This window comes from Kitasatospora cheerisanensis KCTC 2395 (assembly GCF_000696185.1).
Classification (GTDB): domain Bacteria; phylum Actinomycetota; class Actinomycetes; order Streptomycetales; family Streptomycetaceae; genus Kitasatospora; species Kitasatospora cheerisanensis.
Genome location: NZ_KK853997.1, coordinates 4,759,602 through 4,774,089 on the forward strand (window position 1 = coordinate 4,759,602; position 14,488 = coordinate 4,774,089).

A 14,488-nucleotide genomic window follows, 5' to 3' on the forward strand; every position below is an offset into this window, starting at 1 on the left:
CGCACGCCGGCCGGCAGCCCGCTGCCGGGCACGGTGCTGGCCGGGTTCGGCCCGCTGGGCCGCACGCTGTCGCTGACCCTGCTGTGCGTCGGCGCGCTGGCCGTCGCGCTGTGGCTGCTCGCGCACCCGCCGGCCACCGCCGTCGCCGCCTGCGACCTGCTGGCGGCGGGCCTGACGGTGGCGTTCGCGCTGGCCCCCGCGGGCCGGTTCGGCTACCTGGCGCTGCCCGCGGTGCTGGTGCTGTGGCCGCGGCTGGCGGCCGCGCCCGGACGGCCGGTTCCGGTGCCGCCGCCGAGGCCGACGCACCGTCGACCCGCGGCAGTGCCTATCGTGTCCGGGGACAGCGTACGAACACGGGAGTGACCTTGGGCGCCACCGGACGACGCCGGTTCCTCGGCCTGGCCGCCGGCGCGGCCGCCTCGCTGACCGCCTGCGGCCCGGGCCGCCCCGGCACCGGCAGCGCCGTCGCACCCGCGCCCGGCACCGGCGGGGCCGCCACGCCGAGCCCCGCGCCGTCGGCCACCGCGGCCGAGAACGCCAAGCCCGGCAACGCCGACTGGGCGATCACCAACGCCGGCCCGGCCGCCGCCATCGAGGGCTGGGCGGACCGGACCAGCGTGCTGCCCGGCGAGCAGGTCGGCCTGCACGTCTCCACCACCGCGCCGGGCTTCACCGTCACCGCCTACCGGATGGGCTGGTACGGCGGCGCGCGCGCCCGGCAGGTGTGGAAGTCGGAGCGGGTGCCCGGCAGCAGGCAGCAGCCGTTCACCGTCGAGCAGCCCACCCGCACCGTGATCACCGTCTGGCCGCGCACCACCGCCGTGGACACCACCGGCTGGCCGGCCGGCTGCTACCTGCTGCGGCTGGACGCGGAGGGCGGCGCCGGGCAGCGGTACGTGCCGCTGACGGTGCGTTCGCGCAGCACCGCCGGCACCGTCGTGGTGGTGAACGCGGTCGCCACCTGGCAGGCCTACAACGAGTGGGGCGGCTACAACCTGTACAACGGCCCGACCGGCGGCCTGCCGACCCGCTCGCTGCAGGTCAGCTTCGACCGGCCGTACCAGTACGACGACGGGGCGGGCCTGTTCCTGGTCTACGAGGCGCCGCTGGTCGCGCTCGCCGAGCGGCTCGGCGTCCCGCTGTCGTACGCCACCTGCATCGACGTCGCCGCCGACCCGGAGCTGCTGCACGGCGCGAAGGCAGTGCTGTCGCTCGGCCACGACGAGTACTGGTCGCCCGAGCAGCGCGCGCACATCACCGCGGCCCGCGACGCCGGCACCCACCTGGCCATCCTGGGCGCCAACTGCTGCTTCCGGCGGGTGCGTTACGAGCCGTCGCCGACCGGCCCCGACCGCACCGTGGTGTGCTGGAAGGGCTCCTGGAAGGACGACCCCGGCTACCGGGCCGGGCACCCGGCGACCACCGACTTCCGCTCCCCGCCCGGCGCCGACCCGGAGTCCTCGCTGCTCGGCGTGATCTACGACGGCTACCCGGTGGACGCCCCGTACGTGGTCACCGATCCCGGCCACTGGCTGTTCGCGGGCACCGGCGCGAAGGCCGGCGACAGCTTCCCGCACCTGGTGGGCGTGGAGTACGACCGGGTCAACCCGTCGTACCCGACCCCGCACGGCATCGAGGTGCTCTCGCACTCCCCGGTGGTCTGCGACGGCCGGCACTCGTTCGCCGACACCGCGCTGTACACGGCAGGCAGCGGCGCGCTGGTGTTCGCCACCGGCACCATGCGGTGGGTGGAGTCCCTGGAGGCGACCGGGCCGGCCGGCGGCAGCGCGATCCACGGCATCGACGGCCGGGCGGGCGCGTTCACCCGGCGGGTGACGGAGAACCTGCTGCGCCGCTTCGCCCAGTAGGACGGAGCGGCGGGCGGGGCCCGCCGCTCCCGAGGGGGCGTCAGTGGTTGCCGACCCGCAGCACCTTGGACGCGGCCGGGCCGGCCGCCGCGGAGCCGTGGCCGGCGCCCTGGAACTCGGCGGCGACCGCCAGGTCGCCCGAGTAGGCGGTGAACCAGGAGTTCGCGTCGGTGGTGTTGTCGACCTCGGCGGTGCCGGTCTTCGCGCCGGACCCGGCGGGCAGGGCCGGCGAGACCGCCGCGGCGGTGCCGGACTTCACCGTCTGCACCATCAGCGACTGCAGGCTGGACAGCACCTGCGGGGAGAGCGAGCGGGCCGCCTTCACCTGCTTCATGCCGGGCACCAGGATCGGCTGCCGGAACGTCCCGGACTGCACGGTCGCGGCGATCGACGCCATGCCCAGCGGGTTGGCCCGGACCTTGCCCTGGCCGATGAACTCGCTGGCCGCGCCCGCCATGTTGCCCTCGACCGGGATGTCGGTGTCGAAGTTCGACAGGCCGGTCTGCCAGACCAGGCCGAGCCCGAACACGTCCTTGGCGAGCGAGGGCAGGCTGTTCGCCTTGAGGACGTCCTTGCCCTTCTCGATGAACGAGGTGTTGCAGGAGTTGATGAACGCGTCGGTGAGCGTGTACTCGGGGTGCGCGCCCTTGAAGTCGTTGCCGATGGACTTGCCGGTGACCATGGTGGTCTCCGGGCAGGGCATCGGGGTGCTCGGCGTGACGCCGGCCTCCAGCAGCGCGGCGGCGGTCAGCACCTTCATGGTGGAGCCGGGCGCGGTCGCCCCGGAGAACGCCCGGTTCTGGCCGGTCGAGGGGGAGAAGGCGTAGGCCAGGATGCCGCCGCTGCTGGGCTCGATCGCCACCAGCGAGCCCGGCTTTCCCTGGGCGGAGACCGCGGCCTCGGCGGCCGCCTGCAGGTCCGCGTCCAGGGTCAGCTTCAGGTTCGCGACCGGCTTGGGCTCCTTCAGCGTGAACAGCTTCTCGGCGGCCCCGTTGCCGGACGCCGGGGAGACCACCACGGCACTGCCCGCGTCCTCCGGGCTGCCGCCCTGCGGGGCGGCGGCCTTCAGCTGGTTGAGCAGGCCGGTCAGCGAGGCGTACCCGGCCAGCGGCCTGCCCTTGCGGTCGGTGACGGCGGCCGGCGCGGCGAACACCGGCTTGACGCCGATGGTCTCGTTGGCGTCCAGCTTCGGGTGGATCACGGTGGGCGCCCAGTGCACGGCGGCGGTGCCGTCGCTCATCTTCACCACCCCGAGCACGCCGTCGTAGTTCCACGGGGTGCCGGTCTCGGCGAACTCCAGCGAGGCCTTGAAGCCCTCCAGCACCCCGGTGGGCGCCGGGGCCGCCGTCGACGACGCGGAGGCCGAGGCGCCGGCGGCGGCCGACTTGGAGGCGGCCGGGCTGGGCGCGGTGGTCGGGCCGCCGACCGTGAGGTGGACGGCCGTGGGCTTCACGTTGTCCTGGAACGCCTGCAGCGCGGCCTGCGCCTTGTCCGGGGCGTCGGTCAGCTTGGCGGCGGCGAACAGGTCGCCCTTGGCCCAGGCGTCCAGGAACGCCTTGGCGCCGGACGCGGCCAGCTCCGGGCTGGGAGGCTCGGCGACCACGGTGCGCGGCTTGGCCGCCTCCTTGCTCCCGGAGTCGCCGGAGACCAGGGCGTAGGCGCCGTAGCCGCCGGCCAGGAGCATTGCAGCGGCGACCGAGGCGATGCCGATCTTCGCGCCCTTGTTCACCTGAAGTCCCCCCGTGGGTGTCGTGTCCGCCAGGAACCAGCGGCCACGACACCATAGGCAGATACCATCCGTGCACTCACGACACGCCGCCCGTTTGTGACAGATCCGGTACACGCTCCCCGGTTCGGATCAGATCCAGGTGCTGAGCCACATCCGGCCGTTCCAGTCCGACATCGGGATCGTCTGGCCGGTGAGGATCGGATAGAAGTACAGGAAGTTCCACATGATCGCCGTGACCAGCAGGCCCGCCGCCGTGGTCCCCGCCAGCCGCCGGTCCGCCGAGGCGTCGGCCGGGCCCAGCATCGCGCCGATCATCATCGTCACCGCCAGCACCATGAACGGCACGAAGCACACCGCGTAGAACAGGAAGATCGTCCGCTCCTGGTACATGAACCAGGGCAGGTAGCCGGCCACCACGCCGCTCAGCAGCGCCCCGGCCCGCCAGTCGCGGCGCATCACCCAGCGGTACAGGCAGTACAGCAGCGCCGCGATGCCCGCCCACCACAGCAGCGGGGTGCCGATCGCCAGCACCTCGCGGGCGCAGTCGGCGGTGGTGCAGCCGGCCTGGCCGTTCTTCGGCGACTCGTAGAAGAACGACACCGGGCGGCCCAGGACCAGCCAGCTCCACGGGTTGGACTGGTAGGTGTGCGGGCTGTGCAGGTGGGTGTGGAAGTCCCACATCGTGTAGTGGTAGTGCCACAGGCTGCGCAGCCAGTCCGGCCCGAAGCCGCCCGGGTTCTGCACCGCCCAGTCGCGGAAGTAGCCGCCCTTGCCGGGCTCCGTCGAGGACAGCAGCCAGCCGGTCCAGGTGACCAGGTAGGTGGCCAGCGCGGTCAGGCCGATGCTGAGCCCGGACCAGACGAAGTCCCAGCAGTACCGCAGCGCCCGCGCGCCCTCGCGCAGCGGCTGCCCGTCGGCGGTCCGCATCCGGCCGGCCAGCCGGCGCGCCGAGGAGTCCCAGAACGCGGTGAGCAGCACGAACGCGGCGATCGCCGGGCCGCCGCTCCACTTGGTGCCCATCATCAGGCCGAGGCTGACGCCCGCCGCCAGCCGGTACGGCCGCCAGCCGAGGTGCCACCAGCCGGCGCCCGGCCCGGCGTCCAGCCGCTTCGCGAGCAGCGCCCGGGTGCGGTCCCGGTCGATCAGCAGCAGGCCGAACGCGGCGAGGAACCAGAACATGACGATCAGGTCGAGGATCGCGGTGCGGCTCAGCACGAAGTGCAGGCCGTCGACCGACAGCAGCAGGCCCGCCACGCAGCCCAGCAGGGTGGAGCGGAACAGCCGCCGCCCGATCCGGGCCAGCATCAGCACCGACAGGGTGCCGAGCACCGCCATCATGAACCGCCAGCCGAACGGGTTCATCCCGTACAGCTGCTCGCCCAGCCCGATGATCCACTTGCCGACCGGCGGGTGCACGATGTACGCCGGATCGGTGCGGAACGGGACGCTCGGATCCGCCCCGGTGATCAGGTTGTTGGCGTCGTCGGACCAGTTGGTCTCGTAGCCGGTCCTCCAGAGCGCGTACGCGTCCTTCGCGTAGTACGTCTCGTCGAAGATCAGCGCGTGCGGCCCGCCCAGGTTGACGAAGCGCAGCACGCCGGCGAAGGCCGCGACCGCGACCGGGCCGAGCCAGCCCGACCAGCGGCACAGCCAGGACCAGAGCGCGTCCGGCAGCCGGAGGCCGAGCCGCGACAGCAGCGGCGACGGCGGGACCAGCTCCGGGGTGACGCCCGGGCCGTCCGGCATCGGGGGCACCAGCTGCTCGTCCAGCGGCGTGCGCCGCGGGGCGCGGTAGCCCGCGCCGGACAGCGCCCGGGCCCACCGGGAGGCCGGTTCGGGCTCCGCGCGCGGCCCCGGAACGGCGGCCGGATCGGCCGATTCCAGCACGGTCACGCCGCCCCGCTCGGGGTGGTCCATACCACTGTCCATGTCGCCGTTCACGGGCCACATCGTAGGGGCAATGGCGGAAGTCACAAGGGGTCCCCGCACCGCCCGCGCCGCCCCGTGTCGCGTCCGTCCCGGTGAGGACCCCCGCCGGTAGGGGAGGATGGTCCCGTGACTGGTGTTCTCGTACTGGCAGGTACCCCCATCGGCGACGTCGAGGACGCGCCGCCCCGACTGCGCGCCGAACTCGCCGAGGCGGACGTGATCGCGGCCGAGGACACCCGGCGGCTGCGCCGGCTGACCCAGGCGCTCGGCGTGACGCCGACCGGCCGGGTGGTGTCCTACTTCGAGGGCAACGAGGTCGCCCGCACCCCCGAACTGGTCGCCGCGCTCCAGGGCGGCGCCCGGGTGCTGCTGGTCACCGACGCCGGCATGCCCTCGGTCTCCGACCCCGGCTACCGGCTGGTGGACGCCGCGGTCGCCGCCGGGCTCAAGGTGACCGCCGTGCCCGGCCCGTCCGCCGTCCTCACCGCGCTGGCGCTGTCCGCGCTGCCGGTCGACCGGTTCACCTTCGAGGGCTTCCTGCCCCGCAAGGCCGGCGACCGCTCCCGGCAGCTCGCCCAGATCGCCGCCGAGCCGCGCACCATGGTCTTCTTCGAGGCCCCGCACCGGATCGCCGAGACCCTCGCCGCGATGGCCGACGCCTTCGGCGCCGACCGGCCCGCCGCGGTCTGCCGCGAACTCACCAAGACCTACGAGGAGGTCAGGCGCGGCCCGCTCGCCGAGCTCGCCGCCTGGGCCGCCGACGGCGTCAAGGGCGAGATCACCGTCGTGGTGGCCGGCGCCCCGCCCGCCGCCCCCGAGGAGGTCGGCCCCGCCGAGCTGGCCCGCCTCGTGGCCGTCCGCGAGGAGGCCGGCGAGCGCCGCAAGGAGGCGATCGCCGCGGTCGCCGCCGAGCTGGGCCTGCGCAAGTCGATCGTCTTCGACGCCGTGGTGGCCGCCAAGCACGCCGGCTGACCGGTTGGGTGCCCGTGGCCGGAAACGGTCGTACGTTGGAATGAGCACCCCAGCGGAGGGCCAATTCGGAACCAAGACTTGGCAAGCCGGGCATCGGACGGACCCTCCCGGGCATTCCCTGGGATGGAAAGACCCGCGCCGGGCCGCCAGGTCCGGCGACGGGCTCCGAGCGAAGCGAGGTGGCGCATGAGCGACACGATCGACAGCCCCCTGAACGGCGGAGCACCCACCGGCCTCGGCCTGACCACCCGGGCGCGCATCCCCGTGGAGACGGTCCGCGAGGCCTACTCCTTCGTCTGCCTCAACTGCGGCTACGGCTGGGAGCAGGCGTACGACATCGAGCACCACACCGGCCGCGACGGCCGCACCGTGATCGAGTACAAGGCGAACGGGGTCCGCGTCCCGTCCCCGCTGCGCGAGCTGGTCTGCCCCGGCTGCGGCGGCGAGCGGGTCCGGATCATGCGGGCCGGGCGGGTGGCCGGCGTGGCCGCCAACATCGCCCCCGGCTACGCGCCCACCGCCGAACCGGCCGACCCCGTCCAGCCCGTCACCGCCGCCGCGCGGCGCGGCCGCTGGCCGTTCCGCCTCCGCCGGGCCGGCTGACCGGCCCCGGCGCCCGGCCGGCCCGGACCGCCGCCGCGGCCCGGGGCGGCCCCGCGCTCCGACTAGGATTCCCCGCTATGGCGGCCCTGGCAGAGCACCCCCGTACCGGCGCGTACTACGTCACCACCCCGATCTACTACGTCAACGACCGGCCCCACCTCGGCCACGCGTACACCACCGTCGCCGGCGACGTGCTGACCCGCTGGCACCGCCAGCGCGGCGAGGACGTCTGGTACCTCACCGGCACCGACGAGCACGGCCAGAAGATCCTGCGCACCGCCGAGGCGCACGGCGTCACCCCGCAGGAGTGGTGCGACAAGCTGGTCGAAGAGGCCTGGAAGCCGCTCTGGGAGCACCTGCGGATCGCCAACGACGACTTCATCCGCACCACCGAGGCCCGGCACACCGCGCGGGTCCAGGAGTTCGTCCAGGACCTGCACGACAAGGGCGAGATCTACCGGGGCAGCTACACCGGCCTCTACTGCGTCGGCTGCGAGGAGTACAAGCTCCCCGGCGAACTGCTCCCCGGCGCCACCGAGGACGAGAAGCTCTGCCCGATCCACAAGCGCCCCGTCGAATGGCTGGAGGAGGAGAACTGGTTCTTCCGCCTCTCCTCCTACCGGCCGAAGCTGCTGGAGTTCTACGCCGCCAACCCGGACTTCATCCAGCCCGCCGCCGCCCGCAACGAGGTGCTCCGCTTCGTCGAGCAGGACCTCAAGGACCTGTCGATCTCCCGCTCCACCTTCGACTGGGGCGTCCCGCTGCCCTGGGACGACAAGCACGTGCTGTACGTGTGGGTGGACGCCCTGCAGAACTACATCACCGCCGCCGGCTACGGCGCCGACCCCGAGCGCTTCGCCCGGCTCTGGCCCGCCTCCGTGCACCTGGTCGGCAAGGACATCCTGCGCTTCCATGCCGTCATCTGGCCCGCCATGCTGATGGCCGCCGGACTGCCGCTGCCCCGCCGGGTCGTCGCCAACGGCTGGCTGATGGTCGGCGGCGAGAAGATGTCCAAGTCCAACCTGACCGGCATCGCGCCCACCGACCTCACCGCCCACTTCGGCGTCGACGCGTACCGGTACTACTTCCTGCGGGCCATCCCGTACGGCACCGACGGCTCGTTCTCCTGGGAGGACTTCACCGCCCGCTACACCTCCGAACTCGCCAACGACTTCGGCAACCTGGCCTCCCGGGTCGCCGCGATGATCGGCAAGTACCACGGCGGGGTGCTGCCCGCCGCCACCGCCCACGGCCCCGCCGAACAGGCCGTCGCCGACGCGCTGGCCCGGGCCGCCGCCGAGGCCGACCGGAGGATCGGCGAGGAACTCGACTTCGCCGGCGGCCTCGCCGCGGTCTTCGAGTTCGTCAAGGCGGTCAACGGCTACCTGACCGAACAGCAGCCCTGGAAGACCGCGAAGACCGACACCGACGAGGCCCGGGCCCGGCTCGCCACCGTCCTGTACACCGCCGCCGAAGCCCTCCGGGCCACCGCCGTCCTGCTCAACCCCGTCATGCCCGGCGCCGCCGCGAAACTCTGGGACTCCCTCGGCGCCGAACCCGCCCTCGGCGCGCTCGCCGACCAGCGCCTCGCCGACGTCGCCGACTGGGGACGCCTGCCCGCCGGCGCCGCCGTCACCAAGGGCGACATCCTGTTCCCCCGCCTGGAAGAGAAGAACGCCTCCTGATGGCCGCCAAGAAGAACGACGACCGCTCCACCCCGCCGCCGCTCCCCGAGCCGCTCGCCGTCCCGGTCGCCGACTCGCACACCCACCTCGACATGCAGTCCGGCACCCCCGCCGAAGGGCTGGCCCGCGCCGCGTCCGTCGGCGTCACCACCGTCGTCCAGGTCGGCTGCGACGTCCCCGGTTCGCAGTGGGCCGCGAACCTCGCCGCCGAGTACGAGCAGGTGCACGCCGCCGTCGCCCTGCACCCCAACGAGGCCCCGCGGATCTTCCTCGGCGACCCCGACGGATGGTCCGGGCAGCGGCGCTCCCCCGGCGGGCGGACCGCCCTCGACGAGGCCCTCGCCGAGATCGACCGGCTCGCCGCGCTCCCGCAGGTCCTCGCCGTCGGCGAGACCGGACTCGACTACTTCCGCACCGGCCCCGAAGGCGTCGACCTGCAGAAGGAGTCCTTCCGCCGGCACATCGAGATCGCCAAGCGCCACGGCAAGGCCCTCGTCATCCACGACCGCGAGGCCCACGAGGACGTCATCGCCGTCCTCCTCGAAGAGGGCGCCCCCGAGCGGACGGTCTTCCACTGCTACTCCGGCGACGCCGCCATGGCCAGGACCTGCGCCGAACACGGCTGGTACCTCTCCTTCGCCGGCCCCGTCACCTACAAGGCCAACCACCCCCTCCGCGAGGCCCTCACCGCCACCCCCCTCGACCGCGTCCTGATCGAGACCGACGCCCCCTTCCTCACCCCCCACCCCTACCGCGGCCGCCCCAACGCCCCCTACCTGATCCCGGTCACCCTCCGCGCGATGGCGGCCCACCTGGACCTCGGCGAGGACGAACTCGCCACGGCGATCGCCGCCAACACGGCACGGGCGTTCGGCTACTGATCGGCCCGTATCCTTGGCGGGTGAGCACCACCGAACCCACCTCCGACGGCCACCTGCTGGGGGCTGCCGACATCCGTGCGCTGGCCGAGGCGTTCGGCGTGAAGCCGACCAAGCAGCGCGGGCAGAACTTCGTCATCGACGGGAACACCGTGCGGCGGATCGTGCGGGCGGCGGAGGTGACGGAGCAGGACGCGGTGGTCGAGGTCGGGCCGGGGCTCGGGTCGCTGACGCTGGCGCTGCTGGAGGTGGCGCGGCACGTCACGGCCGTGGAGATCGACCCGCTGCTGGCCCGGCACCTGCCGGACACCGTCAAGGGCCGGATGCCCGGCAAGGCCGAGAACTTCGACCTGGTGCTCAGCGACGCCATGGACGTCACCGAACTGCCCGGCCCCGAGCCGACCGCGCTGGTGGCGAACCTGCCGTACAACGTCGCCGTGCCGGTGCTGCTGCACATGCTGGAGACCTTCCCCAGCATCGAGCGCACCCTGGTGATGGTGCAGAGCGAGGTCGCCGACCGGCTCGCCGCCAAGCCCGGCAACAAGGTGTACGGCGTGCCGTCCGTGAAGGCCAACTGGTACGCGGACGTGAAGCGGGCCGGCGCGATCGGGCGGAACGTCTTCTGGCCCGCGCCGAACGTCGACTCCGGGCTGGTCTCGCTGATCCGCCGCGACCCGCCGTCCACCACCGCCACCCGCCGCGAGGTGTTCGCCGTCGTCGACGCCGCGTTCGCGCAGCGCCGCAAGACCCTGCGGGCCGCGCTCGCGTCCTGGGCCGGCTCGCCCGCCGCCGCCGAGGAGGCCCTGCGGGGCGCCGGCATCGACCACACGCTGCGCGGCGAGATGCTGACCGTGGAACAGTTCGCCGCGATCGCCGAGCACAAGCCGAAGCCGAAGTCCGAGGAACAGTAGAGATGGTCACCGTCCGCGTACCCGCCAAGGTCAACGTCCAGCTCGGCGTCGGCGGGGTCCGCCCCGACGGCTACCACGACCTGGCGAACGTGTTCTTCGCCGTCGCCCTCGGCGACGAGGTCACCGCCACCCCCGGCGAGGGCGTCACCCTGACCTGCACCGGCCCCGACGCGGACGCCGTCCCGCTCGACGACAGCAACCTGGCCGCCCGCGCCGCCCGCCTGCTCGCCGCCCACCACGGCCTGCCCGACCCCGGCGTCCACCTGCACATCGCCAAGGCCATCCCGGTGGCCGGCGGCATGGCCGGCGGCAGCGCGGACGGGGCCGCCGCCCTGCTCGCCTGCGACACGCTGTGGGGCCTCGGCACCCCGCTGGACACCCTGCTCGACCTGGCCGCCGAGCTCGGCTCCGACGTCCCGTTCGCGCTGCTCGGCGGCGTCGCCCTCGGCCGCGGGCGCGGCGAGATCCTGGAGGCGCTGCCCGTCTCCGGGACCTTCCACTGGGTGTTCGCGGTCGCCGACGGGGGGCTCTCGACGCCGGCCGTCTACCGCGAGTGCGACCGGTTGCGCGAGGAGTCCGGTCTCGGGTCCTCCGCTGCCGATGTGCCGGAACCCGATGCCGACCCCGCGCTGCTCGCCGCGCTCGCCGGCGGCGACCCCGTCGCGCTGGCCGCCGCCCTCGGCAACGACCTGCAGGCCGCCGCCGTCTCGCTGCGCCCCTCCCTGGCCGACACCCTGCACGCCGGCACCGAGGCCGGCGCCCTCGCCGCCCTGGTCTCCGGCTCCGGCCCGACCTGCGCCTTCCTGGCCAAGGACGCCGACGCCGCCGCCCACATCGCCGCCGCCCTCCGCGCCTCCGGCACCTGCCGCACCGCGCACGCCACGCACGGCCCGGTCCCCGGCGCGCAGGTGGTTCAGACCTCTGCTTGACCTGGAGCGCGCTCCGGGTTCCAGACTCCTCTCCGTGGCCCGCACCGGGCGGGCCGCGGAAGACGAGGGGAACCCGGATGCGCAAGCGCACCATTGGAACGGACCCGCGGACGCGCCGTGAGGTCAGCGTGCTGAGCCTCGGCGCGATGCTGTTCGGCACGCTCACCGACGAGGCCACCTCGTTCGCCGTGCTGGACCGCTACGTGGAGGCCGGCGGGACGTTCATCGACACCTCCAACAACTACGCGTACTGGCAGGACGACAGCCAGGGCGGGGCGAGCGAGGAGGTGCTCGGGCGCTGGCGGGCGAGCCGGGGGATCACGGACGAGGTGGTCATCGCCACCAAGCTCGGCGCCCGTCCGAAGGCCCCGGGCACCGGGTTCGTCGAGAACGGCGAGGGGCTGTCCGCCGAGGTGATCCGGACCTCGTCCGAGGCGAGCCGGAAGCGGCTGGGCGTCGAGAAGCTGGACCTGCTGTACGCGCACGTCGAGGACACCGAGGTGCCGCTCGGCGAGACGGTGCGGGCGTTCGGCGAGCTGGTGAACGAGGGGACGGTCGGACTGCTCGGCGTCTCCAACCACTGGTCCTGGCGGGTGGAGCGGGCCCGCAACCTGGCCGCGCAGGCCGGACTGCCCGGCTACGAGGTGCTCCAGTACGGCCACACCTACCTGCGCCGCCGCGGCGACCTGCCCGGCCTGCTGTGCAAGGACGGCGACCAGGCCGCCGTCCAGGGCGACCTGATCACGTACCTGAAGGAGAGCCCCGAGCTCACGCTGGTCGCGTACTCGCCGCTGCTCGGCGGCGGCTACGTCCGGGACGACAAGCCGCTCGGGCCGTCCTTCGACCACGCGGGCACCCCGGCGCGGCTGGCGGCGCTCGACGCGGTGGCGAAGGAGACCGGCGCGACCCGCAACCAGGTCGTGCTGGCGTGGCTGCTGGGCGGGGAGCTGCCGGTGATCCCGCTGGTGGGGGCGTCCTCGGTGGCCCAGCTCGACGAGAGCCTGGCGGCGCTGGACCTGGAGCTGACGGCGGAGCAGCGGGCGGTCCTCGACGCCGCCAAGTGACCACCGGGGGCGCGTGGGGGTACCTCCCGCGCCCCGGGGTGGTCGCCCGGCAGCACTAGGCTGGGACTGTTCCACCCCCTTCCTCACAGGAGTGCAGCTTCGTGGCCGTCAACCTCGCCACCATCGAGTCCGTCACCAAGGTGTACGGCACCAGGGCCCTGCTGGACGGGGTGAGCCTCGGCGTCAGCGAGGGCGACCGGATCGGTGTGGTGGGCCGGAACGGGGACGGCAAGACGACGCTGATCCGGATGCTGGCGAAGCTGGAGGAGCCGGACAGCGGGCGGATCACCTGGTCGGGCGGCCTGCAGTTGGCCGTGCTGACGCAGCACGACTCGCTGGACCCGGAGGCGACCATCCGCCACGAGGTGATCGCGGACCGCGCCGACCACGAGTGGCTGGGCGACGCCCGGATCCGGGACATCGTCCAGGGCCTGTTCGGCGGCCTGGACCTGCCGGGGTTCGCGAACGGCCTGGACACCGTGATCGGACCGCTGTCGGGCGGTGAGCGCCGGCGCATCGCGCTGGCGAAGCTGCTGCTCGGCGAGTGGGACCTGATCGTGCTGGACGAGCCCACCAACCACCTGGACGTGGAGGGCATCGCCTGGCTGGCGAAGCACCTGCAGGGCCGCCGCTCCGGACTGGTCTGCGTCACCCACGACCGGTGGTTCCTGGACCAGGTCTGCACCCGGATGTGGGACGTGCAGCGCGGCGAGGTGCGGGAGTACGAGGGCGGCTACTCGGACTACGTGTTCGCCCGCGCCGAGCGCTCCCGGATCGAGGCCACGGAGGAGCAGAAGCGGCAGAACCTGGCCCGCAAGGAGCTGGCGTGGCTGCGCCGCGGCGCCCCGGCCCGGACCTCGAAGCCGCGGTACCGGATCGAGGCGGCGAACGCGCTGATCGCGGACGTGCCGGAGCCGCGCGACAAGTCCGAGCTGATGAAGTTCGCCAACGCGCGCCTGGGCCGGACCGTCTTCGACCTGGAGGACGTGACCGTCAAGGCCGGCGAGAAGCTCCTGCTGGAGGGGCTGACCTGGCAGCTCGGCCCGGGCGACCGGATCGGCCTGCTGGGCGTCAACGGCGCGGGCAAGACCTCGCTGCTGCGGGCGATGCAGGCCGCGTACGCGACCGACGGGGACGTGCAGCCGGCCGGCGGCGTGATCAAGGTCGGCAAGACGGTGCGGCTGGCGTACCTGTCGCAGGAGGTCGCCGAGCTGGACCCGGAGACCCGGGTGCTGCAGGCGGTCGAGCAGGTCCGTGGCCGGGTCGACCTCGGCAAGGGCCGGGAGATGAGCGCCGGCCAGCTGTGCGAGCAGTTCGGCTTCGGCAAGGACAAGCAGTGGACGCCGGTCGGCGACCTGTCCGGCGGCGAGCGCCGCCGCCTGCAGCTGCTCCGGCTGCTGATGGACGAGCCGAACGTGCTGTTCCTCGACGAGCCGACCAACGACCTTGACATCGAGACCCTCAACCAGCTGGAGGACCTGCTCGACGGCTGGCCCGGCTCGATGGTCGTCATCAGCCACGACCGGTTCTTCATCGAGCGGACCACCGACACCGCGTACGCGCTGCTCGGCGACCGCCGGATGCGGATGCTCCCGAACGGCGTCGACGAGTACCTGGAGCGCCGCACCGCGATGGCCGAGGCCGCCGCCGCGACCGCCGCCGCGCAGGTCCCGGCCGCCGCCGAGCCGTCCGGCCTGTCGGGCGGCGACCTGCGGGCCGCCAAGAAGGAGATGCAGAAGCTGGAGCGCCAGATCGCCAAGCTCGACCAGCAGGAGTCCAAGCTGCACGCCCAACTGGCCGAGCACGCCGCCGACTTCTCCAAGGTCGCCGAACTGGACGCCCAGCTGCGCAAGGTCCGCGAGGACAAGGAGGAGCTGGAGATGTCCTGGCTGGAGCTGGCCGAGCAGGTCTGACCGGACG

General features: G+C 73.5%; 11 protein-coding genes and 1 pseudogene. 10 read left to right on the forward strand and 2 right to left on the reverse strand.

Annotation, left to right across the window (positions count from 1 at the left end; translation table 11 throughout):
- Positions 1 to 363 (forward strand): annotated as a pseudogene (locus tag KCH_RS21670) (hypothetical protein); the annotation flags it as partial.
- Complete coding sequence (locus tag KCH_RS21675; protein ID WP_341865400.1) at positions 360 to 1,868, forward strand: N,N-dimethylformamidase beta subunit family domain-containing protein; 1,509 nt, start codon at positions 360 to 362, stop codon at positions 1,866 to 1,868. The pseudogene KCH_RS21670 and the gene KCH_RS21675, both read left to right, overlap by 4 nt.
- 40 nt (positions 1,869 to 1,908) lie before the next feature.
- Here the strand turns inward: KCH_RS21675 and KCH_RS21680 are convergent, their stop codons facing one another.
- Complete coding sequence (locus KCH_RS21680) at positions 1,909 to 3,597, reverse strand: penicillin-binding transpeptidase domain-containing protein (RefSeq protein ID WP_035865321.1); 1,689 nt, start codon at positions 3,595 to 3,597, stop codon at positions 1,909 to 1,911.
- A 129-nt stretch (positions 3,598 to 3,726) separates the two neighbouring features.
- Positions 3,727 to 5,547, reverse strand: a complete 1,821-nt coding sequence (locus KCH_RS21685; protein ID WP_425268797.1) for a dolichyl-phosphate-mannose--protein mannosyltransferase — start codon at positions 5,545 to 5,547, stop codon at positions 3,727 to 3,729.
- Positions 5,548 to 5,652: 105 nt separating this feature from the next.
- Between KCH_RS21685 and rsmI the strand changes: the two genes are divergently transcribed.
- The 8 genes from rsmI (at position 5,653) to KCH_RS21725 (ending at position 14,481) form a co-directional block, all read left to right on the forward strand.
- A complete protein-coding gene (gene rsmI, locus KCH_RS21690; RefSeq protein WP_035865327.1) occupies positions 5,653 to 6,498 on the forward strand; it encodes a 16S rRNA (cytidine(1402)-2'-O)-methyltransferase in 846 nt (281 codons plus the stop codon).
- Positions 6,499 to 6,684: 186 nt separating this feature from the next.
- Positions 6,685 to 7,101 carry a hypothetical protein gene (locus KCH_RS43430; RefSeq protein ID WP_051653318.1) on the forward strand — a complete coding sequence of 139 codons (417 nt, stop codon included), beginning with the start codon at positions 6,685 to 6,687 and terminating at the stop codon, positions 7,099 to 7,101.
- A 77-nt stretch (positions 7,102 to 7,178) separates the two neighbouring features.
- Positions 7,179 to 8,786, forward strand: coding sequence for a methionine--tRNA ligase (gene metG, locus KCH_RS21700; protein WP_035865329.1), 1,608 nt, complete (start codon positions 7,179 to 7,181; stop codon positions 8,784 to 8,786).
- Positions 8,786 to 9,667: a TatD family hydrolase gene (locus KCH_RS21705; RefSeq protein WP_035865331.1), complete on the forward strand. Its 882-nt coding sequence runs from the start codon at positions 8,786 to 8,788 to the stop codon at positions 9,665 to 9,667. The genes metG and KCH_RS21705 overlap by 1 nt, the downstream gene beginning before the upstream one ends.
- 20 nt (positions 9,668 to 9,687) lie before the next feature.
- Complete coding sequence (rsmA, locus tag KCH_RS21710) at positions 9,688 to 10,575, forward strand: 16S rRNA (adenine(1518)-N(6)/adenine(1519)-N(6))-dimethyltransferase RsmA (RefSeq protein ID WP_035865333.1); 888 nt, start codon at positions 9,688 to 9,690, stop codon at positions 10,573 to 10,575.
- Between the two features lie 2 nt (positions 10,576 to 10,577).
- Positions 10,578 to 11,504, forward strand: coding sequence for a 4-(cytidine 5'-diphospho)-2-C-methyl-D-erythritol kinase (locus tag KCH_RS21715; protein WP_035865335.1), 927 nt, complete (start codon positions 10,578 to 10,580; stop codon positions 11,502 to 11,504).
- 77 nt (positions 11,505 to 11,581) lie between these two features.
- Entirely contained in the window at positions 11,582 to 12,568 is a 987-nt protein-coding gene (locus KCH_RS21720) for an aldo/keto reductase (RefSeq protein WP_035865336.1), read from the forward strand.
- A gap of 101 nt (positions 12,569 to 12,669) precedes the next feature.
- Positions 12,670 to 14,481, forward strand: coding sequence for an ABC-F family ATP-binding cassette domain-containing protein (locus KCH_RS21725; RefSeq protein ID WP_035865339.1), 1,812 nt, complete (start codon positions 12,670 to 12,672; stop codon positions 14,479 to 14,481).
- The last annotated feature ends 7 nt before the right edge of the window (positions 14,482 to 14,488 follow it).

What these genes read in the sequence shown, in the direction of transcription:
- KCH_RS21685 (WP_425268797.1), bottom strand. Translation starts at nt 5,547, where the DNA reads ATGTGGCCCGTGAACGGCGACATGGACAGTGGTATGGACCACCCCGAG.
- KCH_RS43430 (WP_051653318.1), top strand. Translation starts at nt 6,685, where the DNA reads ATGAGCGACACGATCGACAGCCCCCTGAACGGCGGAGCACCCACCGGC.
- metG (WP_035865329.1), top strand. Translation starts at nt 7,179, where the DNA reads ATGGCGGCCCTGGCAGAGCACCCCCGTACCGGCGCGTACTACGTCACC.
- KCH_RS21705 (WP_035865331.1), top strand. Translation starts at nt 8,786, where the DNA reads ATGGCCGCCAAGAAGAACGACGACCGCTCCACCCCGCCGCCGCTCCCC.
- KCH_RS21715 (WP_035865335.1), top strand. Translation starts at nt 10,578, where the DNA reads ATGGTCACCGTCCGCGTACCCGCCAAGGTCAACGTCCAGCTCGGCGTC.
- KCH_RS21720 (WP_035865336.1), top strand. Translation starts at nt 11,582, where the DNA reads ATGCGCAAGCGCACCATTGGAACGGACCCGCGGACGCGCCGTGAGGTC.